Annotated in this window: 21 protein-coding genes and 1 riboswitch; of the genes, 13 read left to right on the forward strand and 8 right to left on the reverse strand. The window is 67.2% G+C overall.

All coding sequences use genetic code 11. From position 1 onward, the window contains the following. Positions 1-92: 92 nt before the first annotated feature. Both AC27VE_RS12240 and AC27VE_RS12245 read right to left on the reverse strand, forming a co-directional pair. Positions 93-1523, reverse strand: coding sequence for an amidase (locus tag AC27VE_RS12240; RefSeq protein ID WP_488703989.1), 1431 nt, complete (start codon positions 1521-1523; stop codon positions 93-95). A 72-nt stretch (positions 1524-1595) separates the two neighbouring features. Beyond that, complete coding sequence (locus AC27VE_RS12245; RefSeq protein ID WP_488703990.1) at positions 1596-2915, reverse strand: MFS transporter; 1320 nt, start codon at positions 2913-2915, stop codon at positions 1596-1598. Positions 2916-2997: 82 nt separating this feature from the next. On the opposite strand from AC27VE_RS12245, the gene AC27VE_RS12250 reads away from it, so the two are divergent. Beyond that, a complete protein-coding gene (locus AC27VE_RS12250) occupies positions 2998-4002 on the forward strand; it encodes an Lrp/AsnC family transcriptional regulator (protein WP_488703991.1) in 1005 nt (334 codons plus the stop codon). A 45-nt stretch (positions 4003-4047) separates the two neighbouring features. On the opposite strand, the gene AC27VE_RS12255 is transcribed toward AC27VE_RS12250, so the two are convergent. The 3 genes from AC27VE_RS12255 to AC27VE_RS12265 are packed head-to-tail and all read right to left on the reverse strand — an operon-like array spanning position 4048 to position 8635. After that, on the reverse strand, positions 4048-6540 hold the full coding sequence (locus tag AC27VE_RS12255; protein WP_488703992.1) for a branched-chain amino acid ABC transporter ATP-binding protein/permease: 2493 nt from the start codon (positions 6538-6540) through the stop codon (positions 4048-4050). Beyond that, positions 6540-7418, reverse strand: coding sequence for a branched-chain amino acid ABC transporter permease (locus tag AC27VE_RS12260; RefSeq protein WP_035213091.1), 879 nt, complete (start codon positions 7416-7418; stop codon positions 6540-6542). Before AC27VE_RS12260 ends, AC27VE_RS12255 begins: the two co-directional genes overlap by 1 nt. Before the next feature lie 26 nt (positions 7419-7444). Next, positions 7445-8635 carry an ABC transporter substrate-binding protein gene (locus AC27VE_RS12265; RefSeq protein WP_488703993.1) on the reverse strand — a complete coding sequence of 397 codons (1191 nt, stop codon included), beginning with the start codon at positions 8633-8635 and terminating at the stop codon, positions 7445-7447. A gap of 229 nt (positions 8636-8864) precedes the next feature. On the opposite strand from AC27VE_RS12265, the gene AC27VE_RS12270 reads away from it, so the two are divergent. From AC27VE_RS12270 to AC27VE_RS12280, 3 genes are read left to right on the forward strand one after another with little or no spacing between them, the layout of a single operon-like run. After that, positions 8865-9818 carry a polysaccharide deacetylase family protein gene (locus AC27VE_RS12270; protein ID WP_006224815.1) on the forward strand — a complete coding sequence of 318 codons (954 nt, stop codon included), beginning with the start codon at positions 8865-8867 and terminating at the stop codon, positions 9816-9818. A 49-nt stretch (positions 9819-9867) separates the two neighbouring features. Further along, positions 9868-10644 (forward strand): GntR family transcriptional regulator, encoded by a 777-nt coding sequence (locus tag AC27VE_RS12275; protein WP_280028440.1) that lies wholly within the window; start codon positions 9868-9870, stop codon positions 10642-10644. A gap of 1 nt (position 10645) precedes the next feature. Beyond that, positions 10646-11287: a flavin reductase family protein gene (locus AC27VE_RS12280; RefSeq protein ID WP_050446162.1), complete on the forward strand. Its 642-nt coding sequence runs from the start codon at positions 10646-10648 to the stop codon at positions 11285-11287. Between the two features lie 12 nt (positions 11288-11299). Here AC27VE_RS12280 and AC27VE_RS12285 read toward each other — a convergent pair whose 3' ends face one another. Further along, positions 11300-12223 carry a LysR family transcriptional regulator gene (locus tag AC27VE_RS12285; RefSeq protein ID WP_488703994.1) on the reverse strand — a complete coding sequence of 308 codons (924 nt, stop codon included), beginning with the start codon at positions 12221-12223 and terminating at the stop codon, positions 11300-11302. 138 nt (positions 12224-12361) lie between these two features. Here AC27VE_RS12285 and AC27VE_RS12290 point away from each other — a divergent pair, with 138 nt between their 5' ends. The 9 genes from AC27VE_RS12290 to metF all read left to right on the forward strand — a co-directional run bounded on the left by AC27VE_RS12290 (position 12362) and on the right by metF (position 20865). After that, positions 12362-13345, forward strand: a complete 984-nt coding sequence (locus tag AC27VE_RS12290) for a tripartite tricarboxylate transporter substrate binding protein (protein WP_006224811.1) — start codon at positions 12362-12364, stop codon at positions 13343-13345. 54 nt (positions 13346-13399) lie between these two features. Next, entirely contained in the window at positions 13400-14821 is a 1422-nt protein-coding gene (gene leuC, locus AC27VE_RS12295) for a 3-isopropylmalate dehydratase large subunit (protein WP_488703995.1), read from the forward strand. Continuing rightward, positions 14818-15474 carry a 3-isopropylmalate dehydratase small subunit gene (leuD, locus tag AC27VE_RS12300; protein ID WP_006224809.1) on the forward strand — a complete coding sequence of 219 codons (657 nt, stop codon included), beginning with the start codon at positions 14818-14820 and terminating at the stop codon, positions 15472-15474. Before leuC ends, leuD begins: the two co-directional genes overlap by 4 nt. Positions 15475-15495: 21 nt before the next feature. Continuing rightward, positions 15496-16383 carry an alpha/beta fold hydrolase gene (locus tag AC27VE_RS12305; RefSeq protein ID WP_488703996.1) on the forward strand — a complete coding sequence of 296 codons (888 nt, stop codon included), beginning with the start codon at positions 15496-15498 and terminating at the stop codon, positions 16381-16383. A 79-nt stretch (positions 16384-16462) separates the two neighbouring features. Beyond that, complete coding sequence (locus AC27VE_RS12310; protein WP_006224807.1) at positions 16463-16699, forward strand: DUF1289 domain-containing protein; 237 nt, start codon at positions 16463-16465, stop codon at positions 16697-16699. A gap of 89 nt (positions 16700-16788) precedes the next feature. Next, the gene (locus AC27VE_RS12315) at positions 16789-17829 is read left to right on the forward strand and encodes a glycosyltransferase family 4 protein (protein ID WP_424624612.1); all 1041 of its coding nucleotides are present in this window, start codon (positions 16789-16791) and stop codon (positions 17827-17829) included. Between the two features lie 64 nt (positions 17830-17893). Further along, positions 17894-18043: riboswitch (S-adenosyl-L-homocysteine riboswitch) on the forward strand. A 102-nt stretch (positions 18044-18145) separates the two neighbouring features. Continuing rightward, positions 18146-19564, forward strand: coding sequence for an adenosylhomocysteinase (gene ahcY, locus AC27VE_RS12320; RefSeq protein ID WP_006224805.1), 1419 nt, complete (start codon positions 18146-18148; stop codon positions 19562-19564). Between the two features lie 123 nt (positions 19565-19687). Then, complete coding sequence (locus tag AC27VE_RS12325) at positions 19688-20023, forward strand: phage holin family protein (RefSeq protein WP_006224804.1); 336 nt, start codon at positions 19688-19690, stop codon at positions 20021-20023. Beyond that, entirely contained in the window at positions 20023-20865 is an 843-nt protein-coding gene (gene metF / locus AC27VE_RS12330) for a methylenetetrahydrofolate reductase [NAD(P)H] (protein WP_088588652.1), read from the forward strand. The genes AC27VE_RS12325 and metF overlap by 1 nt, the downstream gene beginning before the upstream one ends. A gap of 82 nt (positions 20866-20947) precedes the next feature. Here the strand turns inward: metF and AC27VE_RS12335 are convergent, their stop codons facing one another. Beyond that, positions 20948-21946, reverse strand: a complete 999-nt coding sequence (locus AC27VE_RS12335; RefSeq protein ID WP_488703997.1) for a tripartite tricarboxylate transporter substrate-binding protein — start codon at positions 21944-21946, stop codon at positions 20948-20950. A gap of 126 nt (positions 21947-22072) precedes the next feature. Then, positions 22073-22705 (reverse strand): DUF3800 domain-containing protein, encoded by a 633-nt coding sequence (locus tag AC27VE_RS12340; protein ID WP_488703998.1) that lies wholly within the window; start codon positions 22703-22705, stop codon positions 22073-22075. Positions 22706-22716: the final 11 nt, after the last annotated feature.

The following is a 22716-nucleotide window of genomic DNA, read 5'->3' on the forward strand; positions in this document are numbered from 1 at the left end:
GAAAAAGCCCCTGCGGAAGGTTCGCAGGGGCTTTTTTTCGTCTTGCACCCCGCCCGGGCTAGGCTGGGTGGGACGGTTTTCGCGTGACGCGCCTACAGTCCCCAGGCCGACAGGTCCGGCACGCGCGGCGCAGGCAACAGCACGGGTTCCAGCGCGGCGGCGCAGTCCAGCAGGGCGGCGTCGCAACCGGCGGGGGCCAGCAGCTGGACGGCGATGGGCATGCCTTCGTCGTCGAAGCCCGCCGGTAGCGAGATTGCGGCCGCGCCCAGGAAGTTGGCGGGGCGCAGCAGCTTGCCCAGTCCGACGTGGCGGACGTCTTCGGCGTCCAGCGCTTGCGCGGCCTGGTCGCAGGCGGGCATCAACAGGGCATCGACGCCACGCATGGCGCTGGCGAACGCGGCCATGTCGGCCTGGCGGCGGCGCAGTGCGGCGTCGTAGTCGGCCTGCGATATCCGTCCGCCTGCCGCGATGCGCGCACGCACGATGTCCCACAAGGGCGCTGCGGGGTTCTCGGCCAGCGCGCCGTAGTAGCGATAGGCCTCGTAGGCCAGCACCACCGAGTTGTCGTCCGCCATGCGCGCAAACGACAGCGAGGCGGGCGGGTGCCAGGCGGTGGGGGTGAGGCCGGCTTGCTCCAGGCGCGCTTGCGCCTGATGCCAGACCTGCAGCCCGGCTTCGGTCAGCGACGCGGGCCAGGCCTGGGGGGCCAGCACGGCGACTGCGCCCGGCCGGCGCGGGGCAGGGTGGCGCAGCGCGGTGAAGCAGGCGGCGGGTAATGCCAGGGTCGTGGCGTCGTCCACATCGGGGCCGGCCAGCAGTTGGGTTAGCAGACGAGCGTCCGCCACGTTGCGGGCCAAGGGGCCCAGCACGTCCAGCGTGTCTGACAGGGGCAGGCAGCCGGCCCGGCTGATCACGCCGGTCGACGGCTTGTAGCCCACCACGCCGTTCAACGCTGCCGGGGCGCGCACGGAGCCGCCCGTGTCGCCGCCCAGCGCGATCGGTGCCAGCCCGGCCGCCACCGCCACGCCCGACCCGCTCGATGACCCGCCTGGCGCACGCGCGACGCGGGCGTCCCACGGATTGCGCGCCGTGCCCTGGGTCGGGTTCTGGCCCGACAGCCCGAACGCGAATTCGGTCATGCGCGTCTTGCCCAGGATCACCATGCCTTGCGCGGCCAGCGCGCGCACGGCGGCCGAGGTCTCTCCGCTGATGACGCCGCGCCGGGTCTGCGAGCCGCCGGTGGCCGGCGTGCCTTGCCACTGGATGCTGTCCTTCACCGCCACCGGCACGCCGTGCAGCGGGCCCATGAGGATGCTGGCGTCTTGCAGGCGGTCCGCCGCGTCGGCCTGCGCCAGGGCGCGTTCGGCCGTGACTTCGCTATAGGCCGCAAGCGCCGGGGCGCGTTCGATGCGGTCCAGGAAGTGCGTGGTGACCTGGCGCGAGCTCAGCTCGCGTTGGCGGATGGCGCGGGCAAGTTCGCGGGCGTCTCGGAAATGCAGGTCGGTGTGGTCTTGTTCTGGCATGGGTCTCATGGAAAAAGAAAAAGCTTTCCGGCCCTTGCGGAGCTGGAAAGCGTTTACACGGGTGCCTGGCCGCTACTTCAGCGTCTGGCCCTTGGTTTCGGGCATGCGGATGAAGGTGATCAGCGTGATCACGGCGCCTGCCAGCACGTAGTAGAAGAACCAGCGCTCCATGCCCTTGCTTTGCAGCCAGGTCAGCAGGTAGGGCGTGGTGCCGCCCAGCAGCGCGACAACCAGGTTGTAGGGCGTGCCGATGCCGACCGCGCGCACGCTGGTGGGGAACTGCTCGGACATGATGGCCGGAGCGATCGCCGTGTACATGGCATACAGCACCAGGCCGAACAGCTCCACTGCCAGAATCGAACCGAAGGACGGGCCCAGCGTCGTCATCAACGGGTAGAAGAACACCAGGTAGCCGGTGGCGAAGAAGATCAGCTGCGGCTTGCGGCCGATGCGGTCGGACAAGATGCCGAACAGCGGCTGCACCAGCATGAACACGATCAGTGCGACGGTGTTGGCGGCGAACGCGGTCTTGGGGTCGGCACCCACCTGGCGGATGGCGTAGGTGGGGACGTAGGCCACGAAGATGTAGAACGCGAAGGTCGTCAGGACGGAAAAGCCCACGATGCGCAGCACTTCGCGCGGGTGGTCACGCAGCAGCGTGCGCAACGGCTGCTTTTCGACGCCGGCCTTCTTGGCGTGCGAAAAGGCTTCGGTTTCCGGAATGGCGCGGCGTATCCACATGCCGGCCAGGCCGCCCAGGGCGCCCAGCAGGAAGGGAATGCGCCAGCCCCACGACGCCATGTCCGCTTTGGTCAGCGTCGAGGTCAGGATCCAGCCCACGGCGGAGGCGGCCAGGATGCCGACGGCGGCGCTGAAGAAGACGAAGCTGGAATAGAAGCCGCGCTTTTCCGGCGGGGCCATTTCCGCCAGGAAGGTCGTGGCCGAGGCATACTCTCCGCCCAGCGACAGGCCTTGCAGAAGGCGGGCGCCGGTCAGCAGCAGCGGGGCGGCAATGCCGATCGTGGCGTAGGTGGGGGTGATGGCGATGATGAGCGAGCCGCCCGCCATCATCAGGATCGTCAGGCCGAGCGCGGCTTTGCGGCCGTAGCGGTCGGAGAAGATGCCCAGGACCCAGCCGCCCACCGGACGCATGAAGAAGCCCACGGCGAAGATGCCGAAGGTGGCCAGGAGCGCGGTAGTTTCATTTCCAGGCGGGAAGAACTGGCTGGAGAAGAAGATGGCGAAGGAGGCGTAGATGGTCCAATCGAACCATTCGACTGCATTGCCTACACTACCGGCCAGGATGGTGCGGGCGCGGGATACGGGCGCTGCGCTGGCTGATGCGGCGCTTGCTCCTTGCTTGCTGCGCAAGGTCGCGGATGGGCTGCTCATGACGTCCTCAAAATAAGAATTTATTTTTGGTCAAAAAGACCGTTTAATTTTGTGTTTTTATCAATGCGCGAACGTTAGATTAATGAATATGGTCACGTCAAGTAAGGGTAAGCCCCTAATGCCAGCGCTCGATGACACCGATCTGGCCTGCCTGATTGCCTTGCAGTCGGATCCCCGCGCGTCCTGGCGCGAACTGGGTGCGGCCACCGGCATCGCCGAGCGGACCGTCGCGCGCCGCATCCGCCGCCTGATGGACGCCGACGCACTGCGGGTCATCGCCGAGCCCGACCCGCTGGCCATGGGCCAGGGGGTGGTGCTGCACGCCTGGGTGCGCTGCCGGTCGGGCCGCGTGCCGGACGTGGCCGATCAGCTGGCGCGGCTGGACATCAGCCAGTTGGTGGTCACCCTGGCCGGTACCGCGGACCTGATGGCCGAACTGACGCTGGCGGATGCGGCCGACATGCCAGATGTGGTCACGCGCGTGCTGCCCTCCATCGACGGCGTCGAGCACGTGGAGGCGCGGCTGGTGCTGCGGCCGTTCCGCCGCGCCGGGCAATGGCGCATCCAGGCCCAGCCGGACGCTGCCCCGGAAGCGCCGCACGCGCAGCCGCCGGCGGCGCTGACGGAACCCGAACAACGCATGGTCGCCCATCTGATGCGCGACGGGCGGGCAAGCCTGGCCGAACTGGCCGAGCACGCCAGCGTCAGCGAACCCACGGCGCAGCGTCTGCTGCAGCATCTGGTCGAGCGGCGCGCGCTGAGCTTCCGCGTGGAAGTGGAGCCGGCCTTGGTGGGGTTTCCGGTAGAGGCCGTGATTTCGGTGCAGGTGCGCCCACAAGCGGTGGACGCGTTGGCCGCGCATCTGGCGCTGGATCCGAACACGCGCTGCCTGTTCGGCACCAGCGGCGCGTCGCAGCTGTTCTGGCACGTGCTGTGCCGCGACAGCCTGCATCTGTGGGATGTCGTGACGCGCCGGCTGGGGGAACTGGACGGCGTGCTCAATAGTGAAGTCGGCGTGGTGATGCGCGCACACAAGCGCTGCGGCATCGTGCGCGCCGGCGCGCGGCTGGAGGCGGACGCCGAATAGCGTCCGCCGGCCAGGGGTGCGCGGCCCCGGGGGCTGCCCGCGCCGCTACGCGCCCAGGTAGGCGCGGGCCAGTGCCCCGTCCTCTGCAATCTCCGCGGCCGTGCCTTGCGCCGCGACGCGGCCCGACTCCAGCACATAGGCGCGGTCGGCCAGCGACAGCGCCAGCGCGGCCATCTGATCCACCAGCAGGATCGTCATGGACTCCGAACGCAGACGGTCCAATGCATCGAACAATTCGTCGATGATCTTGGGCGCCAAGCCGAGCGACGGTTCGTCCAGCAGCAGGATGACGGGCTTGGACATCAGGCCGCGCGCAATCGCCAGCATTTGCTGTTCGCCACCGGACAAGAGGCCGGCGCGTTGATGCAGGCGTTCGCGCAGGCGCGGGAAGCGCGTCAGCATCTCTTCGACGCGCGCCTCGCGGTCTTGCGGGTGCAGGAAAGCGCCCAGCCGGATGTTGTCCAGCACGCTCAGGCCCGGAAAGACCTGGCGGCCTTCGGGCACCAGCACCAGGCCGCGTGCCACGATGCGGTCGGCCGCCAGGCCGTTGAGCTCTTGCCCCTGCAGATGCATGCCGCCTTGCGCCGGCCGGTGCAGCCCGGCCAACGTGCGCATCAACGTCGATTTGCCCGCGCCGTTAGCGCCCAGCAGGGCCACCATCTCGCCCTGCCGCACTTGCAGGTCAATGCCGTGCAGCACGGGGTTGGCGCCGTAGCCGGTGACCAGATTGCCCACGCCCAGCACTTCCGGCGCGATGGGGGCGCCTGCAGGGCGTTGCCGCGCGGCAGGCGCGCGACGCGCAGCTTCGTCGCCCAGATAGGCTTGGCGCACGGCGGGCGATTGCTGGATCTGGGCAGGGTTGCCCTGCGCCAGTTCGCGGCCGGCGTCGATGGCGACGATGTGGTCCGACACCCCCATCACCAGCGCCATGTCGTGTTCGACGAGCAGCACGCCCGCGCCGGCCTCGGCGATGCGCCGCAGCAGGCCGGCCAACCGCGTCTTGTCTTCGCGCGACAGGCCCGCAGCGGGTTCGTCCATCAGCAGGATGTCGGCATCGGTGGCGAGCGCGCGGGCGATCTCCACCAGGCGCCGGTCAACGTGCGGCAGGTCGGCGGCGGGCACGTCCAACGCGCCCTCGTAGCCGCAAAACGCCAGCAGGGCGCGTGCCCGTTCGCGTACGTCGGGCGCCAGATATCGGCGCGACGCCAGCAGCCCGCCCAGCCGGCCGCGCACCATGCCTAGCGCCACGTTGTCTTCCACGCTCAGCGTGTCGAACAGTTGCGAGGTCTGGTAGGTGCGGCCGATGCCGCTGCGCGCCACGCGATAGGCGGGCATAGCGGTGAGCGGCGCGTCGCCCAGCGCGACCGCGCCGCTGGTGGGCTGGTAGTAGCCGCTGAGCATGTTAATGACCGTGGACTTGCCGGCGCCGTTCGGCCCGATCAGCGCCGTGACGGCGGCCGGCGGCACGGTGAACGACACCGACTGCACGGCGCGCACGCCGCCGAACGTCATGGTCAACGCGTCCGCGCGCAGCACACGCCGGGGGCGGCCACCGGCAGGCATGGCGCCGCCCTGGCGGGGCGTCAGCGCGTGGCCCGCCGAATGGCGGCGCCAGCGCGACACCAACCCGGCCACGCCGTCCGGCGCAGCCCACAGCACCACCAGCAGGAAGACGCCGAAGAACAGCAGGCGGTACTCCTCCAGGCTGGACAGCATTTCCGGCAGCAGGCCGACGACGACCGCGCCCAGCAAGGGTCCGGCGAGCGATCCCGCGCCGCCCAGCGTCACCGCCAGCACGAACAGAATGGACTGCATGAAGTTGAAATTGTGCGGCGTGATCATGCCGGCTTGCGGCGCATAGAGTCCGCCCGCCAGGCCTACCACCGCCGCCGACACCATGAAGGCCACGGCCTTGACCGCCAGCGGATTGATGCCGATGGATTCGCTGGCCGTTTCACTGTCCTTGACCGCGCGCATCGCCGCGCCCCAGGTGCCGCGCGACAGCAGCGCGTAGGCCGCCAGCGCCACGAACACCGCCACGATGGCCAGCATGGCTACGCCGCGGTCCCCGCCGATGCCGGCAACGGACGGCTGCACGATTCCCATCAGCCCGTTCTGGCCTCCGGTGACGTCGCCGCCTTCGATGAGCGCGTGCTCGACGATGAAGCCGAAGGCGATGGTGATCATCGCCAGGTAAGGGCCCTTCACGCGCAGCGCGGGCAGCGCCAGCAGCAGCCCGAACGCGCCGGCCACAAGTGCCGCCGCCGGCCAGGCCAGCCAGAAGCTCCAGCCGGCCTGGCCGGTCAGGATGGCCACGGTATACGCGCCGATGGCGTAGAAGCCCGCATGGCCGAACGACATCTGCCCGGTCAGCCCCAGCAGCACGTTCAGCCCGATGCCGGCCAGCGCCAGCAGCGCCACGTTGCCCAGCACGAACACGTAATAGCCGTTGACGGTGGCCGCCAGGGCCAGGCCGGCCACGGCCAGCAGGGCGTAGAGCGCCAGCGGCAGCCAGCGCGATGCAAGTCGTTTATTCATCAGACCTTCCTGACATCGGCGCGTCCGAACAGTCCATTGGGACGCACGGCCAACATGACGATCACCAGCGTGAAGCTGATGATCTGGGTGTATCCGGAGCCCAGGGCCACGGTGATCAGCGCTTCGACCACACCGAACAGCAGTCCGGCGATCATCACGCCCCAGGCGCTGGTGATGCCGCCCAGAATCGCGACGACAAAGGCTTTCAGGCCGAAGAGCGTGCCCATGTCGGCCTGCACGTTGAACAGCGGCGCGACCAGGGCGCCCGCCACGCCGGCGAACAGCGTGGACACGGCGAAGGCGGCCATGATGGCGCGGCGCACCGGGATGCCCATCAGCCGCGCGGCGCCGGGGTTCTGCACCACCGCGAGCAGCGCCACGCCCCAGCGAGTGCGGCGCGACAAGGTGTGCAGCGCAGCCGCCAGCACCAGGCCGACCAGCGGGATCAGCAGCTGCAGCGGATAGATGCCCAGGCCCAGCCCGCCGATCTCCAGCGGCGCTTGCGCCAGCGGCGACGGCAGGCTGCGCGGCTCTTTGCCGAAGGTGAACATCACGACGTTGTCCAGCACGATGCCGAGCGCCACCGTGGACATCAACCAGGCGTTGGAGCCCCGGCTGGCGAACGGCCGCACGGCCAGCCGTTCGACCGCGAGGCCATACAGCGCACACAGCGCGAAGGCCGCCAGCAAGGCAGGCGCCAGCGGCCAGCCCAGCGTCTGCGCGAACGTATAGGTCAGCACGGCGCCCAGCATCATGGAACTGCCCTGGGCGAAGTTCACCGTGCCCGACACGGCGTAGGTCAGGTAAAAGCCCAGGGCCATCAGTCCGTACATGCTTCCCAGACCCAGGCCGCTGACGATGGCGGACATCAACAACATGCGCGTCTCCCGCGTGAACGTGCCGTTTACTGGGTGCCCTTGACGGGCAGGATGCGGTTGTCGATGAACTGCGTCCACACGTAGTCGTTCTCGCGCAGCGCGTCGTGCGAGGCCGGCGTGAAGGGCTGTTCATAGGTCTTGATCAGGCCGTCGTACTTGCCGATCTTGTAGAAGCCCTGGCGCACCGCATCGCCATCGGTCGAACCGGCTGCTGCGATGGCCAGCGCAGCCAGCTGCATGCCGTCATACGCATTGGCCACACCCACGGCAGGCGTGATGTCCTGCGGGCCCTTGATGTCGGAATACTTGGCCTTCAGCGCCTGCATCACCTTGTCGCCCACTGGCCCTTGCTTGCCGAAGAAACTGTAGGTCTGCACGAAATGCACGTTCTTGGCATTGGGACCGGCCAGCTCGGTGAAGCGGCCGCCCGCGGGGCCCCAGTGCGACACGATCGGCACCTTCCAGCCCATCCGGTCCAGCGATTTCACGACCTGCGCCGACGGGCCGACGTTGCCCACCAGGAACAGCGTGTCCGCGCCCTCGGCCTTCAGGCGGCCCAACTGGGGCACCACGTCCAGATCGTTGGGCTGGAATTTTTCGACGCCCGCGGGCGTGACCTTGGCCGCCGCCAGCGCGGCATTCAAGCCTTTCTCGTTGGATTCGCCCCAGGGGTTGTTCACCAGGATCATGCCCGGCTTGGCGCTCTGGAACGTCTTTTGCGCGTACTGGACCATCGCGCTGTCCACGATCTCGTCCATGGCCGACACGCGGAACACGAAGTTCGGGTTGCCCTTGTTCTGCGTGATCGCTGTGCCGGCGGCCCACGGCCCCATGAAGGGGACCTTCTCCTGGTTCACGATGGGCACGATCGCCATGGAAACCGGCGTGTCCAGGCCGCCGAACAGCACGGCGACCTTTTCCTTGAAGATCAGTTCGCGCGCAGCCGCCATGCCCTTGGCGGGATTGCCTTCGTCGTCGCGCCGCACCAGCACGATCTGGCGGCCGCCCAGGAGGCCGCCCTTCGCATTGATCTCGTCGATGGCGATCGTCATGCCGCGCGTCAGGGCTTCACCTGCGCGCGCCGACTCGCCGGACAGCGCCGTGATCAGGCCGATCTTGATGGGGTCGGCGGCAAGCGCCGGTTGCAGGGCGAGGCCGGCCGTGAAGAGGGCGGCGGCGGTGGCGCGAAGCAGAAAGGAACGGCGGGTCGGGACCATCGGGCACTCCTGGAAAAGTGGAACGGATCTTGCATGGGGTTAAGTGCTGCTTTGCTTCCCTATGCAAGATCCATGCCATCTGGTCCAAGTCGGTCGCCGGGGGCGGCGATCACCCCGCTACGAGGGGGATGCAGCGTCTTTGGGCGTGGTTTGTCCGCATCAGATTCAAATTTTGTGTCCAAAGGCTTACGGATTTTGTTAACAATCATGCATCAGGATTTGCACCAAAATGAATCCAACCTTGCTTTCAAGCACTAATCCGGGGCGCGGCGACGCGTCCGCGTGGACGCCCGCGCCGCTGGCCTGCCATGGCCGCTTCGCCTACCAGCCGATCACCGGGCGAGGGGACTACGCGTGGCCGAACGGGGCGCGGCTGGCCGTGTACCTGGGCTTCAACATCGAGCATTTCGCGTTCGGGGAAGGGCTGGGCGCAGAACTGGGACCGGCCTCGCCGCATCCCGACGTGCTCAACTACGCGTGGCGCGAATACGGCAACCGGGTGGGCGCGTGGCGTTGCCTGGAGCTGTTCGAGGAATTGCGCCTGCCCGCCGGCGTGCTGCTCAACACCGCGCTGTATGAGCATTGCCCCGAACTGATCGACGCCTTCCTGGCGCGCGGCGATGAACTGATCGGGCACGGCTACAGCAATGCGCACCGGCAGGGCGGCCTGCCCGAAGCCGAAGAAGGCGCGCTGCTGGCGCATTGCCGCGACCGCATCCGCCAGCACGCGGGCCACGCGCCGGCGGGCTGGCTGTCGCCGTGGATTTCGGAAAGCCGCGCCACGCCCGACCTGCTGGCCGAAGCGGGCTACCGCTATACGCTGAACTGGTGCCATGACGATCAACCCATGCGCATGCGGACCCGCGCGGGTGACCTGTGGGCGATTCCGTATCCGCAGGAGCTCAACGACATCCCGATGATCATGGGCCGCAAGATGGATGCGCGCGACTTTGCCGATATGATTCTTGACCAGTTCGAGGAAATGCGTACACAGGCCGCACGCCAGCCGCTGGTGATGGGCATCGCGCTGCATCCGTATATCGTCGGGCAGCCGTACCGGCTGCGGCACTTGCGCCGGGCGCTGGCGCCGCTGGCCGCGGCCCGCGACCGGGGCGAGATCTGGTTCACCACGCCCGGCGAAATCTGCCGCCATGTGGACAGCCTGCCGTCCGGCGCGCGCTGAGCTTCCTACGTTCCTATCCCTTCTTCCGTCTGCCCATTCGAGTCCCGCAATGCCTACCCGTCCAACAGCCAAACCCCGCGCCAAGCCCGCCGCCCGCAGCAGGATCGCCGTCGAGCCCGCCGCGACGGATGCCGCCGGCAGTACCGAGGCGGTCCCGGACAGCGACATGGAGCGCCGCATCTGCGAAGCGGTGTATGAAAGCGTGATGAGCCAGCGGCTTACTCCCGGCACCAAACTGCCCGAGGCCGCCATCTGCGAGCTGTTCGGCGTGTCGCGCTCGGTGGCGCGCAAGGCCTTGCAGCGGCTGGCGCACGAACACGTGGTGGACCTGCATCACAACCGTGGCGCGGTGGTCGCCGAACCCACACCCGAAGACACGCGCCAGATCTTCCAGGCGCGCCGCGCGCTGGAGGCGGCGCTGCTGCCCTTGGCCGTGGCCCGCGCCACCAAGGCCGACTACGCGTCGCTGCGCAAGCAGCTGCGCGACGAACACGCCCTGCTGCATCGGGCCGGCCAGCCCGCGTGGGCGCGCCAGGCCAGCGCGTTTCACGTGCGGCTGGGCGAACTGTCCGGCAACGCCATCCTGCACGGGTACCTGGCGGAACTGGTGTCGCGGTGCTCGCTCATCGTGGCGCTGTACGAACCGCCCGGCAACGCCGCCTGCGAACACGGCGAGCACGTGCTGATCGTCGACCTGATGGAACGCGGCGACGTGGCCGAGGCCGTGAAGATCAATGACAACCACCTGGCGGACCTGGAGCGGCGCATCAGCCTGGAGCGCCCGCAGCCCGCCCAAACCCTTGCCCAGATGCTGGGACTGGCCTGACATGGAAATCGATTTCGACGCAATCACCGAATACCAGCGCTACAAGTTGATGGCCAGCCTGATCGTGCCCCGGCCGATCGCGCTGATCACCACCTTGTCCGAGACCGGCGTGGTCAACGCGGCGCCCTTCAGCATGTTCAACATGCTGGGCGAGGACCCGCCCATCGTCATGGTCAGCATCAACCGCCTGGAAGACGGCGGCTTGAAGGACACGGCGCGCAACATTGCCCGCGACAAGGAATTCGTGGTGCACCTGACCGACGAGGCGATGGCCGAGAAGATGCACCGCTGCGGCGACCGCCTGCCGGCGGACGTCAGCGAGCTGGCCCACGCGGGGCTGGACGCCGCGCCCAGCCACCACGTCAAGCCGCCCCGCATCGTGCAGGCGCCCGTGGCCTTCGAATGCACGCTGTACGAAACGATGGAAACCGCCAGCCGGCAGATCTTCATCGGGCAGGTGCGCTGGCTGCACGCGCGTGACGGCCTGATCGACACGGAAACCTGGCGCGTGCGCCTGCAGGACTACTTTCCGGTGGGCCGCTTCGGCGCCAGCTTCTACGTCACCACGCGGGACCGCTACGCGATCGGCGCGGGCGATGCGCCGGCGGGCACGGCAGCCAGCACGGCCATCGACGAGATCTGAGCCGGCCGGCCTTCACCACACGGCGTCGAGCCCGCCCGGCGTGCGCAGATGCCGGGCGAAGCGCTGCGACAGGAAGTCCACGAACGCGACGGTCTTGGCCGGCAGGTTCAGGCGTTCGGGATACAGCGCATGGATGTCGGCGGGCGGCGTGCGCCAATCCGTCAACACCTCGCGCAGCCGGCCGGCGCGCAGGTAGGCGGCGGTCTCCCATTCGGACCGCATCACGATGCCGTGGCCGTCCAGCGCCCATTCCAGCGCGCTCTGGCCGTCATTCGAGCTGACCGGGCCGCGCACCTTCACGGTTTCAGCGCGCTGGCCGGATTCCAGCCGCCACGTACCGTAGGCCACGTCGTTCTCACGCACCACGATGCAGCGATGGCGTTGCAGATCGCCCGGCGTGCGCGGTTCGCCATAAGTATCCAGGTAACGGGGGGAGGCGCAGAGCAGCCGCCGATTGGACGCGATCTTGCGTGCGGTCAGCCGGGCGTCGGGCAGGTCGCCGAAACGCACCGCCACGTCGAAGCCTTCTTCGATCAGGTTCAGCGGCCGGTCCGTCAGCCGCATCAACACCTCCACGTCCGGATACTGGCGCGCGAAGTCCGACACGGCCGGCACGATGTGGGCGCGCCCGAAACCGAACGTGGCGTTCAGCCGCAGCAGGCCCTGGGGTTGGGCGCGGGCGCTTGAGACCGAACGTTCCAGCGTCTCGAGGTCGGCCAGGATGCGGCCGCCCTCGGCCAGATACAGTTCGCCCTCTTGCGTGACGCTGACCCGGCGCGTGGTGCGGTTCAGCAGCCGGACGCCCAGCCGCTGCTCCAGCCGGGCCAGCCGGGCGCTGATGGCGGGCGGGGTCAGCCCCAGTTCGCGCGCGGTGGCCGACAGGTTGCCGTGCTTGACCACCAGCGAAAAGAAGGCGAGATCGGAAAGGGCGTCCATAGGGGCCTCCAGCCGCTACTTATAAATCTAATTTAATAAAGATTTAGTTTTATCAGTAATTATAAGAATTAAACCGGCTTATACACTGGCCTTACCGATATAGAGCCGCAATGACGCGGCCAACCGAGGAGACCAGGAATGAAGATCAAACCCGTGGCCGGCGCCGTGTGCGCGGCCCTTGCCGCCGCATCCTGTTGGACCTTTCCGGCGGTGGCCGCCAATGCGTTTCCCGAACGCGCGGTGACGCTTGTCGTGCCGTTCGCGCCCGGCGGCAGCGTGGATATCGCCGCGCGGCTCATCTCGGACGCCTGGGGCCGTGCTCTCGGCCAGAGCGTGATCGTCGAGAACCGGGCCGGTGCGTCCGGCAACATCGGCATGGCGGCCGTGGCGCGCGCCCAGCCCAACGGCTACACGCTGGCGATCAACACCATGTCGCTGGCCATCAATCCCGCGCTGTTCAAGGACATGCCGTTCGACACGAAGCAGGACCTGCGGTCCGTGGGCACGGTGGGCACGTCCCAGCACGTGCTGACCGTCACCAACGCCTTGCCGGTCGCCAGTGTGAGCGAGCTGCTGGCCTATGTGCGCGCGCGGCCGGCCAATGACCTGAGCTTCGGTTCCGCCGGCACGGGCAGCACGTTCCACATGGCTGCGGAACTGTTCAAGTCCGTATCGAAGACGCAGATCCTGCATGTGCCGTACAAGGGCGGCGGACCGGCCATGGTGGACACCATCAGCGGCCAGGTGCAGATGAGCTTTCCGGTGCTGTCCGCGGCCAAGCCGCAGGTCGACGGCAAAAAGCTCCGCGCGCTTGGCGTGACCGGCACCACGCGGTCGCCGCTGTTGCCCGACGTGCCCACTATCGCGGAATCCGGCTTGCCAGGCTACGAGTTCAATACCTGGTTCGTCGTCAGTGCGCCGGCGGGCACGCCGCAGCCGGTGATCGATACCCTGAACGCCAAACTGGCCGAAGCGTTGCAGTCACCCGCGCTGAAAGAACGCATGCAAAAGGAGGGGTTCGATCCCCTGATCTCCACGCCGGCCAAGACCGACGACATGGTGGCCGCCGAGATGACGCGCTGGGCGGACATCGTGAAGGACGCCGGCATCCAGGCCAACTAGACCGCAAGATGCGCCCGCGCTCCGCCGCGGGCGCCGCAATCAAGGACGAAAGACATGCCCGGCATGACGCTGTACGACAAACTGGTGGCCAGCCATGAAGTGGCCCGCATCGACGACGAGCACATCCTGCTGTACGTCGACCTGCACATCATGAACGAATACACCAGCCCGCAAGCCTTCAGCGGCCTGGCCGCACGCGGCCGGGACGTGCTGCGTCCCGGCCAGCAGATGGCGGTGGTGGACCACATCATCCCCACGCACCCGGTGCCGGCGGCGTTGCGCGTGATCCCCGACGACGCCTCGTCGCGCCAGGCGCTGAACCTGAAGCGCAATTGCGACGCACAGCACATCGCGCTCTTCGACACCACCGACCCGCTGCAGGGCATCGAACACGTGATTGCGCCCGAGCACGGCATGATCCTGCCCGGCATGGTGGTGCTCTGCGGCGACAGCCACACCACCACCTATGGCGCCTTGGGCGCCTTGGGCTTTGGCATTGGCACGTCGGAAGTCGAGCACATCCTGGCCACGCAGACGCTGGTCTACCGCGTCGCGCGCAACATGCGCATCCGTGTCGACGGTGTACTGGGCGCGGGCGTTTCGGCCAAGGACCTGGTCATTTACGTGGTCCACCGCATCGGCGCTCAAGGCGCGTGCAGCCACGCGGTGGAGTTCTGCGGCACGGCGATCGACGCTTTGACGGCCGAGGCCCGCATGACTTTGTGCAACATGACGGTAGAGGCCGGCGCGCGCGCCGCGCTGATCGCCCCGGACGCCGTGACCGACGCGTACGTCACCGCCCACGCGCCGCAACTGCGCGGCGAAACGCTAGCCGCCGCGCGCGCCTATTGGTCCACGCTGCGCAGCGACTACGACGCCGCCTTCCACGTGGAGCACGCGTTTGACGCTGCCGACATCGCGCCGTTCGTCACCTGGGGCACCAGCCCCGACCAGGCCATGCCGGTGACCGGCCGCGTGCCGGATCCGCAGGCCGAGCCCGACACGCTGGCCCGGCTGGCGCTGGAAAAGGCCATGGACTACATCGGCCTGGCGCCGGGCATGCCGATTGCCGGCGTGCCGATCGACCGCGTGTTCATCGGCTCGTGCACCAACGGCCGCATCGAAGACCTCCGCGTGGTCGCCGCGATGGTGCGTGGCCGGAAGGTCGCCGCCGGCGTGCGCGCGATGGTCGTGCCGGGTTCGGGCGCCGTGCGCGCGCAGGCGGAAGCCGAAGGACTGGCCGCGCAGTTGATCGACGCCGGTTTCGAATGGCGCCAGCCGGGCTGTTCGATGTGCCTGGCCATGAACGACGACGTGCTGCGCCCCGGCGAGCGCTGCGCCTCCACCACCAACCGGAATTTCGAAGGGCGCCAGGGGCGGGCAGGGCGCACGCACCTGATGAGTCCGGCCATGGCGGCGGCAGCCGCGCTGGCCGGCCGTATTGTTGACGCCCGCGACTGGGAGCAAGCCAAATGAATCCGTTGATCGAAGGCATCGCCGCGCCGTTGCCGTTCTCCAATCTGGATACCGACCAGATCATGCCCAAGCAGTTCCTGCGCATCATCGACAAGGCGGGGCTGGACCGCGGCCTGTTGTATGACCTGCGCTTTGACGAGCATGGCGCGCCCCGTCCCGGCTTCGTGCTGAACCAGCAGGCCTACACGGGCGCGTCCGTGTTGGTGGCCGGCCCGAACTTCGGTTGCGGGTCCAGCCGTGAACATGCGGTGTGGGGCCTGCAGCAGTTCGGCATCCGCGCCGTGATCGCACCGAGCTTTGGCGAGATCTTCTACTTCAATGCCGTCAACAACGGCCTGCTGCTGGTCAGCCTGCCGCCGGCCGAGGTCGACGCCTTGCTCGCACGGGTGTCCAATACGGATCTGGCCGGCGGCAACCGCGTGGCTGTCGATGTGATGGCAGGCCAGGTCCGCGCCGCCGACGGCTGGACGGCGAACTTCACCTTGCCCGAACGGCATCGCCGCATGTTCGCGCAAGGCCAGGACATGGTGGGTGCGTCGCTGGCCCAGTTGCCCGAGGTGGAACGCTTCGAAGCCGCCCACTGGGCGCGCCATCCCTGGATGAAGGACGTGGCGCGCACGGTGCGCGACCGCCTGGACGCCGGGCACGAGTAAACGCAACAGGAGGCAGTACCCATGACCGCATTCTTCGACTTGCCCGTGCGCCGCATCCAGGGTGATGGCATTGAAATCGCCGCGCGCATCGACGGGTCGGGGCCGCCGCTGCTGTTGCTGCACGGCCATCCGCAGACGCATGCCATCTGGCACCGCGTATGGCCCGAACTGACGCGGCACCGCAGGTGCGTGGCCGCGGACCTGCGCGGCTACGGCGATAGCGGCAAGCCCGCAGCCACGGCGGACCACTCCGCCCATTCCAAGCGCCAGATGGCGGCCGACATGATCGCGGTGATGCGCGCGCTGGGCCATGAGCGTTTCGAGGTGCTGGCGCACGACCGTGGCGCCCGCGTGGCGCACCGGCTGGCGCTGGACCATGCCGACGCCGTGTCCCGCATGATGCTGCTGGACATCGCGCCCACGCTGGACATGTACGAGGGCACGACGCGGGCGTTCGCCCAGGCGTACTACCACTGGTTCTGGCTGATCCAGCCCGCGCCCGGCCCCGAAACCATGATCGAGCACGACCCCGTGTTCTACCTGCGCTCGGTGATGGGCGGCCGGCCGGGCGGGCTGGTGCATTTTTCCGACGAAGCCATGGCGGAATATGAACGCGCGGCCCGGCAGCCGGGCTGGGCCACCGGCATCTGCGAGGACTACCGCGCCTCGGCCACGCTGGACCTGGATCACGATCGCGCCGGCCGCGCCGCTGGCGAGCGCCTGCGCATGCCGGTGCGGGCGTTGTGGGGAGAGCGCGGCGCGGTGGGCAAGAATTTCGACGTGCTGGCGCTGTGGCGCGCCGTGGCCGACGAAGTCTCGGGCGCGCCGTTGCCCGGGGCGCACTACCTGGCCGAAGAGACCCCCGACGCGCTGCTGGCCGAGGCCGGCGTGTTCTTCGGATGGCGGTAGCGGGCGGCTGTCAATCAAGCCACGGCGGGCGATAGGGCTATCCAAAAGGGGACACACCCCTGGTGTTAACCTTCGCCCCATGAATCGTTACTTCGCCGATCTTTCCGAATTGCCCGAGCCTGAAGACGCCCAACGCGTCTTCAAGGCGACCGACTCCCCCTGCGTGGCCGTGTGCTCGACCCTGTTCGACGATATCTGCCGCGGTTGCGGCCGTACTGCCATGGAAGTCGCCAATTGGGTGTTCATGACGGAAGAGGAAAAGCGCGAAGTCTGGATCCGCATCAAGGCGCAAGGGTATCCCCGGCGCAACAACTGAGCGCGGGCGGCGGCCTGGATTTTCCGGCCGTCTTGGGCATGTCATATCGCGCGGGCTAAATCGCGTTATCGCCCACTTCCGGCCCTATCATGCGCATCGTCCTGGTTACGGATGCCTGGCATCCGCAAGTCAACGGCGTCGTCCGCACCTGGACGACCATGCAGCAGATCCTGAGTGAATGGGGCCACGAGCTGATCGTGGTGAACCCGCAGGGCAGCCGGACCGTTCCGGCCCCGTCCGAGCCGGACCTGCGGCTATGCCTGCAGCCGGGGCGCCAGTTGCGGCGCATCCTGGGCGACACCATTCCTGACGCGCTGCACATCGCCACCGAAGGCCCGCTGGGCCTGGCCGCGCGCCGGATGGCACTGGCCCGGGGCTGGCAATTCACCACCTCGTTCCACACGATGTTCCCCGACTACCTGCAAGCGCGCATGGGCATCCCCGCGGCCTTGCCGTGGCGCTATCTGCGGTGGTTCCACCGGCCCTCGCAATGCGTGCTGGTGCCGACCCCCACGGTCCGCGACATCCTGGTGCAGCGCGGGCTGGCGAACCTGCGGGTCTGGTCGCGCGGCGTGGACCCGCGCAAATTCCAGCCGGCCGACAGCGCGGCGTTCGCGCACCTGCCGCGGCCGGTCTACCTGAGCGTGGGCCGCGTCGCGCGGGAAAAGAACCTGGATGCCTTCCTCTCGCTTGAGCTTGCGGGCAGCAAGGTGGTGGTGGGCGCAGGCCCGGACGAGGCGCGGCTGAAAAAGAAATTCCCCGGCGCGGTGTTCCTGGGCATGCAGCAGGACGATGCGCTGCCAGGGTTCTACGCTGCCGCCGACGTCTTCGTGTTCCCCAGCCTGACCGACACGTTCGGCCTCGTGATGCTGGAGGCGATGGCCTGCGGCACCCCCGTGGCGGCGTTCCGCAGCGAGGCGCCGCTGGCGGTCGTAACCCAGGGCGTCACCGGCTGCCTGGACGATGACCTGGCCCACGCCTGCCGCGCCGCACTGCCGCTGGACCGCCACGCGGTGCGGGCGCACGCGTTGACCCGCAGCTGGGATTCGGTGGCGTCGGACCTGCTGGATTCCCTCGTGCCGCTCGTGGCGGGCGCGCCGTCGCGGCCGTCGCTGGCCCGCGCCGGGTGAGGCTTGGGGGAATTTTTGGGGGACGGGTTTCCGCACCGCACCCCAAACCGGTACAATCCTTCGCAATCCTGAGGAGCGTTGCGACGACCCTGCGGTTCCCGCCGTGCTGTGATCTAAAACAGCCATGCCACGCGGAACCCGGCTCGCCAGGCTCAGGAATCCTTGTTCAAGCGCCGCGCCCTGCGCGTCGCTACAGCAACGGCGCTCACCTTTGTCGCATATGGCGGGAAAGGCGAGCACTCGACTGTCGTGGTGTATTCGCGTTGTCCGGCCATATCGTGCGCCGTTCGATATTCACGTGGAGCCTACACACACCATGAACGCTGTGACTGATAAATCCTTCTCCGATTACCTGGTTGCCGACCTGTCGCTGGCAGGCTGGGGCCGTCGCGAACTGGCCATCGCCGAAACCGAAATGCCTGGCCTGATGGCCATCCGCGAGGAATTCGCCGCTGCGCAGCCGCTCAAGGGCGCGCGTATCGCCGGCAGCCTGCACATGACCATCCAGACCGGCGTGCTGATCGAAACGCTGGTTGCCCTGGGTGCCGAAGTGCGCTGGGCCTCGTGCAACATCTTCTCCACACAAGACCACGCCGCCGCCGCGATCGCCGCGTCCGGCACGCCGGTCTTCGCCGTCAAGGGCGAAACGCTGGAAGAGTACTGGCAGTACACCCACAAGATCTTCGAATGGCCCAACGGCCAGAACGCCAACATGATCCTCGACGACGGCGGCGACGCCACGTTGATGCTGCACTTGGGCACCAAGGCCGAGAAGGATCTCTCGGTGCTGGCCAACCCGGGCAGCGACGAAGAGCGCATCCTGTTCGCCGCCATCAAGGAAACGCTCAAGCGTGATCCCAAGTGGTATTCGACCCGCCTCGCGCTGATCAAAGGCGTGACGGAAGAAACCACGACCGGCGTGCACCGCCTGTACCAGATGTCGCAAAAGGGCGAGCTGGCCTTTGCCGCCATCAACGTCAACGACTCGGTCACCAAGTCCAAGTTCGACAACCTGTACGGCTGCCGCGAATCGCTGGTGGATGGCATCAAGCGCGCCACCGACGTCATGGTCGCCGGCAAGATCGCCGTCGTGGCCGGCTACGGCGACGTGGGCAAGGGCTGCGCCCAGGCGCTGGTCGCGCTGCGCGCGCAAGTCTGGGTCACCGAAGTCGACCCGATCTGCGCTTTGCAGGCCGCGATGGAAGGCTTCAAGGTCGTGACGATGGAAGAAGCCGCCGCCCACGGCGACATCTTCGTTACCGCCACCGGCAACTACCACGTCATCACGCGTGAGCACATGAACGCCATGAAGGACCAGGCGATCGTCTGCAACATCGGCCACTTCGACAACGAAATCGACGTCGCCGGCCTGGCCGACTGCCAGTGGGAAGAGATCAAGCCGCAAGTCGACCACGTGATCTTCCCGGACGGCAAGCGCATCATCCTGCTGGCCCAAGGCCGCCTGGTGAACCTGGGTTGCGCCACCGGCCACCCATCGTTCGTGATGTCGTCGTCGTTCGCTAACCAGACCATCGCCCAGATCGAGCTGTTCACGCGCAACGAAGCGTACAAGTCCGGCGAAGTCTACGTGCTGCCCAAGCACCTGGACGAGAAGGTCGCCCGCCTGCACCTGAAGAAGCTGGGTGTGAAGCTGACGACGCTGCGCCAGGATCAGGCCGACTACATCAACGTGCCGGTGGAAGGCCCCTTCAAGCCCAACCACTACCGCTATTGATGCATGTAGCAAAATAGGAAGGTGCCGCGCCATGTTGGCGCGGGCTTTCCGAACCGCGGAGCTCCCCCGGGCTCGCCTGGCGATCAAGGGGCCGCGGAGCGTTAATACAGGAGAACGAACATGGTGACTTTGATACTCGTCTGGATCCTGAATGCAGTGGCCCTGCTGGCCGTTGCCTACCTGTTGCCCGGCATCGCCGTGGCCAGCTTCGGATCTGCGCTGATCGCCGCGCTGGTGCTGGGCCTGGTGAATATGCTGGTCAAACCGGTGCTTGTGCTGCTGACGCTGCCCATCACGATCGTCACCCTCGGGCTCTTTCTCATCGTCATCAACGCCTTGTTGTTCTGGTTCGTCGGCTCCGTGCTGAAGGGCTTCCAGGTCAACGGGTTCTGGTGGGCCGTGGGCGGTGCGATTCTGTACAGCATCATCTCTGGTCTGCTTACCAAACTGATCCCCTAATGTCCGACTCGACTTCTCCCGCCTTCAGTCTGGAATTCTTTCCCCCGCGCGATTTGGCCGGTCAGGAACGGCTGGTCCGCGCGGCCAAGCAGATGCTGGCGATCCAGCCCAAGTACGTCAGCGTGACCTTCGGCGCGGGCGGTTCCACGCGCGCCGGCACGGCAGACGCCGTGCGCACGCTGCGCAACCTGGGTTGCGATGCCGCGCCCCACTTGTCGTGCGTGGGCGCCACGCGCCAGGATCTGCGGGACATCCTCCAGGCCTACAAGCATGAAGGCGTGCGGCGCGTGGTCGCCCTGCGCGGCGACCTGCCTTCGGGCATGGGCGGCGATGCGGGCGAATTGCGCTACGCCAACGAACTGGTCTCGTTCATCCGTGAAGAGACCGGCGACTGGTTCCACATCGAAGTGGCGGCCTATCCGGAAATGCATCCGCAGGCGTCCAATCCGTCGGCCGACCTGGACCATTTCGTGGCCAAGGTGAAGGCTGGCGCCGACGCGGCCATCACGCAGTACTTCTTCAACGCCGATGCCTACTTCGACTTCGTCGACCGGGCTCAGGCCAAGGGCGTGCGAGTACCGATCGTGCCGGGCATCATGCCCATCACGAACCACACGCAGTTGCTGCGCTTTTCCGAAATGTGCGGCGCGGAAGTGCCGCGCTGGATCCGCCTGCGCCTGGCGGAGTTCGGCGACGACAAGGCTTCCATCCGCGCCTTCGGCGTGGACGTCGTCACCGAGCTGTGCCAGACCCTGCTGGACAACGGTGCGCCGGGCCTGCACTTCTACACCTTGAACCACGCGGAAGCCCCGCTGGCGGTGTGGAAGGAGCTGTCGCTGTAGTCCTTGCGTCGCGTACGCAATGGGAAAGGCCGGCAGAAATGCCGGCCTTTTTTTTATGCCTGAATCGGGCGGGGGCCCAGGTTCAATCCGCGTACACGCCCACCTTCCTGATGATGCCGCCCCACTTGTCGACTTCGGATTGCAGCCAGGTCTGCAGGCCTTCCGGCGTCTGCTTGGATTCGGGCACGATCTCGGCGCCCAGCTCGGCCATCTTCTGCGAGAAGGCCGGATCCTTGAGCGCCGTGCGCAGTGCCGCGTTGAACTTCGCGATGGCCTCGGGCGGCGTGCCCTTGGGCGCATAGACGCCGTGCCACACCTTGACCTCGAAGCCCTTCAAGCCGCCTTCCTGCAGGGTCGGCGAATCCGGCAGCGCCTTGATGCGGTCCAGCGTCGTGACGCCATACAGCTTCACGCGTTCCGCCTTGATCTGCGGGATGGTCTGCGTGGTCTGGTCACACAGCACGTCGACCTGGCCGCCCAGCAGTGCCGTCATCGCCGGGGCCGTACCGGCGTAGGGCACGGTCGTGAACTGCACGCCTAGCGACTCTTGCAGCAACATGCCGCACAGCTGCGACACGGCGCCCAGTCCGGCGTTGGCCAGGTTGACCTTATTGCCGTTCTCTTTGGCGTACTTGATGAAGCCCGCCATGCCGTCGGCGGGCAGGTCCTTGCGGCCCAGCAGCGTCATGGGCACGTCCGCCACCTGGCCGACATACGCAAAGTCCGTCAGCGGATTGAACGACAGCTTGCGGTACAGCGCCGGCGCCGTGGCCATGCCGTTGTGGTGGATCAGGAAGGTATAGCCGTCAGGCGCCGCGCGCGCGACGTGCTGGGATGCCAACGTGCCGCCCGCGCCCGTGCGGTTTTCAATGATGATGCTTTGGCCCAGCGTCTTGGCCATGGAGGCGCCCAGGCTGCGCGCGACCACGTCCGTCGGGCCGCCCGCCGCGAACGGCACGACAAGCGAAATGGGATGGTTCGGATACGCGCCTTGCGCGCTGGCGGAACCCCAGGCAAGGCAGGACAGGGCCAGCATGGGCCAGGCGGCACGCGTCGCCGCGTGCGCGAAAATTGGGGGCATGTCTCGCTCCTTGTGGTTTTCTCGGACCCGCGAACGCATCGCGGACCACAGCCAGTGTGGCGTGTCATGCCAAGGATGAGAATTTGCCGTTTCACAAGCGGGGCTTCGGCAGCGGGAAAGGCGGGTTTACGCGATACCCCGCGCATCCAGCCCGCTATACGGCAATGCGGCGGCCTTCATGCGATCATGGAAATAACGATGGAAAATTTCCCAATCGTCATATTGGCTCGATTCCACTTGATAGGCGCATAGCCTGCCGATAAGGCCACATATCCAGTCTGCGCATTGAAGTGTCTGGAATAGGTGGCTTTCACCTTGAAGCGGCGGTTCGACCAGTGCTCTGCACCGGTCTGTTTCGGCGGCGAACATTGCGAGCGTGCAGGCCTCCACATTCGTTTCTCGCCAGACGCTGCCGGCTTGCTGTTCATCGAGCAACACCATGAACGTGGCGTCTCGCGCAGCACAAAACTGGTCTGCCTGACGGACGAGTTGCAGCAGATGATGCCTGAAGACCTTTGCGGGCTCGTGGGCTGCGGTGTCGGTCGTTTTGTGCTCGCCGCCATAGATCACATGGCCGCCGAACTGCCTTAGCTGATTGAGCAAACGTGCGGTGCCAGTCCTCAGCTGTCGATACTTCTCCACATTCTTGACAGTGTAGAGTTGCGCTCCTTTTTTCGGAAAATGAGGAGGTTTGCGCCAGCGCGCGGAAATGTCACCATTGCCCTTCCCATGCGGGCGCATTCTGTCGAGCAAAGACACGAAAGCCCGCG

This window comes from Achromobacter sp. 18P8.1.1 (genome assembly GCF_057799415.1).

Coding starts and splice junctions, on each gene's coding strand:
- AC27VE_RS12280 (WP_050446162.1), top strand. CDS start 10,646: ATGGAAATCGATTTCGACGCAATCACCGAATACCAGCGCTACAAGTTG.
- leuD (WP_006224809.1), top strand. CDS start 14,818: ATGAATCCGTTGATCGAAGGCATCGCCGCGCCGTTGCCGTTCTCCAAT.
- AC27VE_RS12240 (WP_488703989.1), bottom strand. CDS start 1,523: ATGCCAGAACAAGACCACACCGACCTGCATTTCCGAGACGCCCGCGAA.
- leuC (WP_488703995.1), top strand. CDS start 13,400: ATGCCCGGCATGACGCTGTACGACAAACTGGTGGCCAGCCATGAAGTG.
- AC27VE_RS12255 (WP_488703992.1), bottom strand. CDS start 6,540: ATGAATAAACGACTTGCATCGCGCTGGCTGCCGCTGGCGCTCTACGCC.
- AC27VE_RS12245 (WP_488703990.1), bottom strand. CDS start 2,915: ATGAGCAGCCCATCCGCGACCTTGCGCAGCAAGCAAGGAGCAAGCGCC.
- AC27VE_RS12275 (WP_280028440.1), top strand. CDS start 9,868: ATGCCTACCCGTCCAACAGCCAAACCCCGCGCCAAGCCCGCCGCCCGC.
- ahcY (WP_006224805.1), top strand. CDS start 18,146: ATGAACGCTGTGACTGATAAATCCTTCTCCGATTACCTGGTTGCCGAC.
- AC27VE_RS12285 (WP_488703994.1), bottom strand. CDS start 12,223: ATGGACGCCCTTTCCGATCTCGCCTTCTTTTCGCTGGTGGTCAAGCAC.
- AC27VE_RS12270 (WP_006224815.1), top strand. CDS start 8,865: ATGAATCCAACCTTGCTTTCAAGCACTAATCCGGGGCGCGGCGACGCG.
- AC27VE_RS12250 (WP_488703991.1), top strand. CDS start 2,998: ATGAATATGGTCACGTCAAGTAAGGGTAAGCCCCTAATGCCAGCGCTC.
- AC27VE_RS12290 (WP_006224811.1), top strand. CDS start 12,362: ATGAAGATCAAACCCGTGGCCGGCGCCGTGTGCGCGGCCCTTGCCGCC.
- AC27VE_RS12265 (WP_488703993.1), bottom strand. CDS start 8,635: ATGGTCCCGACCCGCCGTTCCTTTCTGCTTCGCGCCACCGCCGCCGCC.
- AC27VE_RS12335 (WP_488703997.1), bottom strand. CDS start 21,946: ATGCCCCCAATTTTCGCGCACGCGGCGACGCGTGCCGCCTGGCCCATG.
- AC27VE_RS12305 (WP_488703996.1), top strand. CDS start 15,496: ATGACCGCATTCTTCGACTTGCCCGTGCGCCGCATCCAGGGTGATGGC.
- AC27VE_RS12310 (WP_006224807.1), top strand. CDS start 16,463: ATGAATCGTTACTTCGCCGATCTTTCCGAATTGCCCGAGCCTGAAGAC.
- AC27VE_RS12315 (WP_424624612.1), top strand. CDS start 16,789: ATGCGCATCGTCCTGGTTACGGATGCCTGGCATCCGCAAGTCAACGGC.
- metF (WP_088588652.1), top strand. CDS start 20,023: ATGTCCGACTCGACTTCTCCCGCCTTCAGTCTGGAATTCTTTCCCCCG.
- AC27VE_RS12260 (WP_035213091.1), bottom strand. CDS start 7,418: ATGTTGTTGATGTCCGCCATCGTCAGCGGCCTGGGTCTGGGAAGCATG.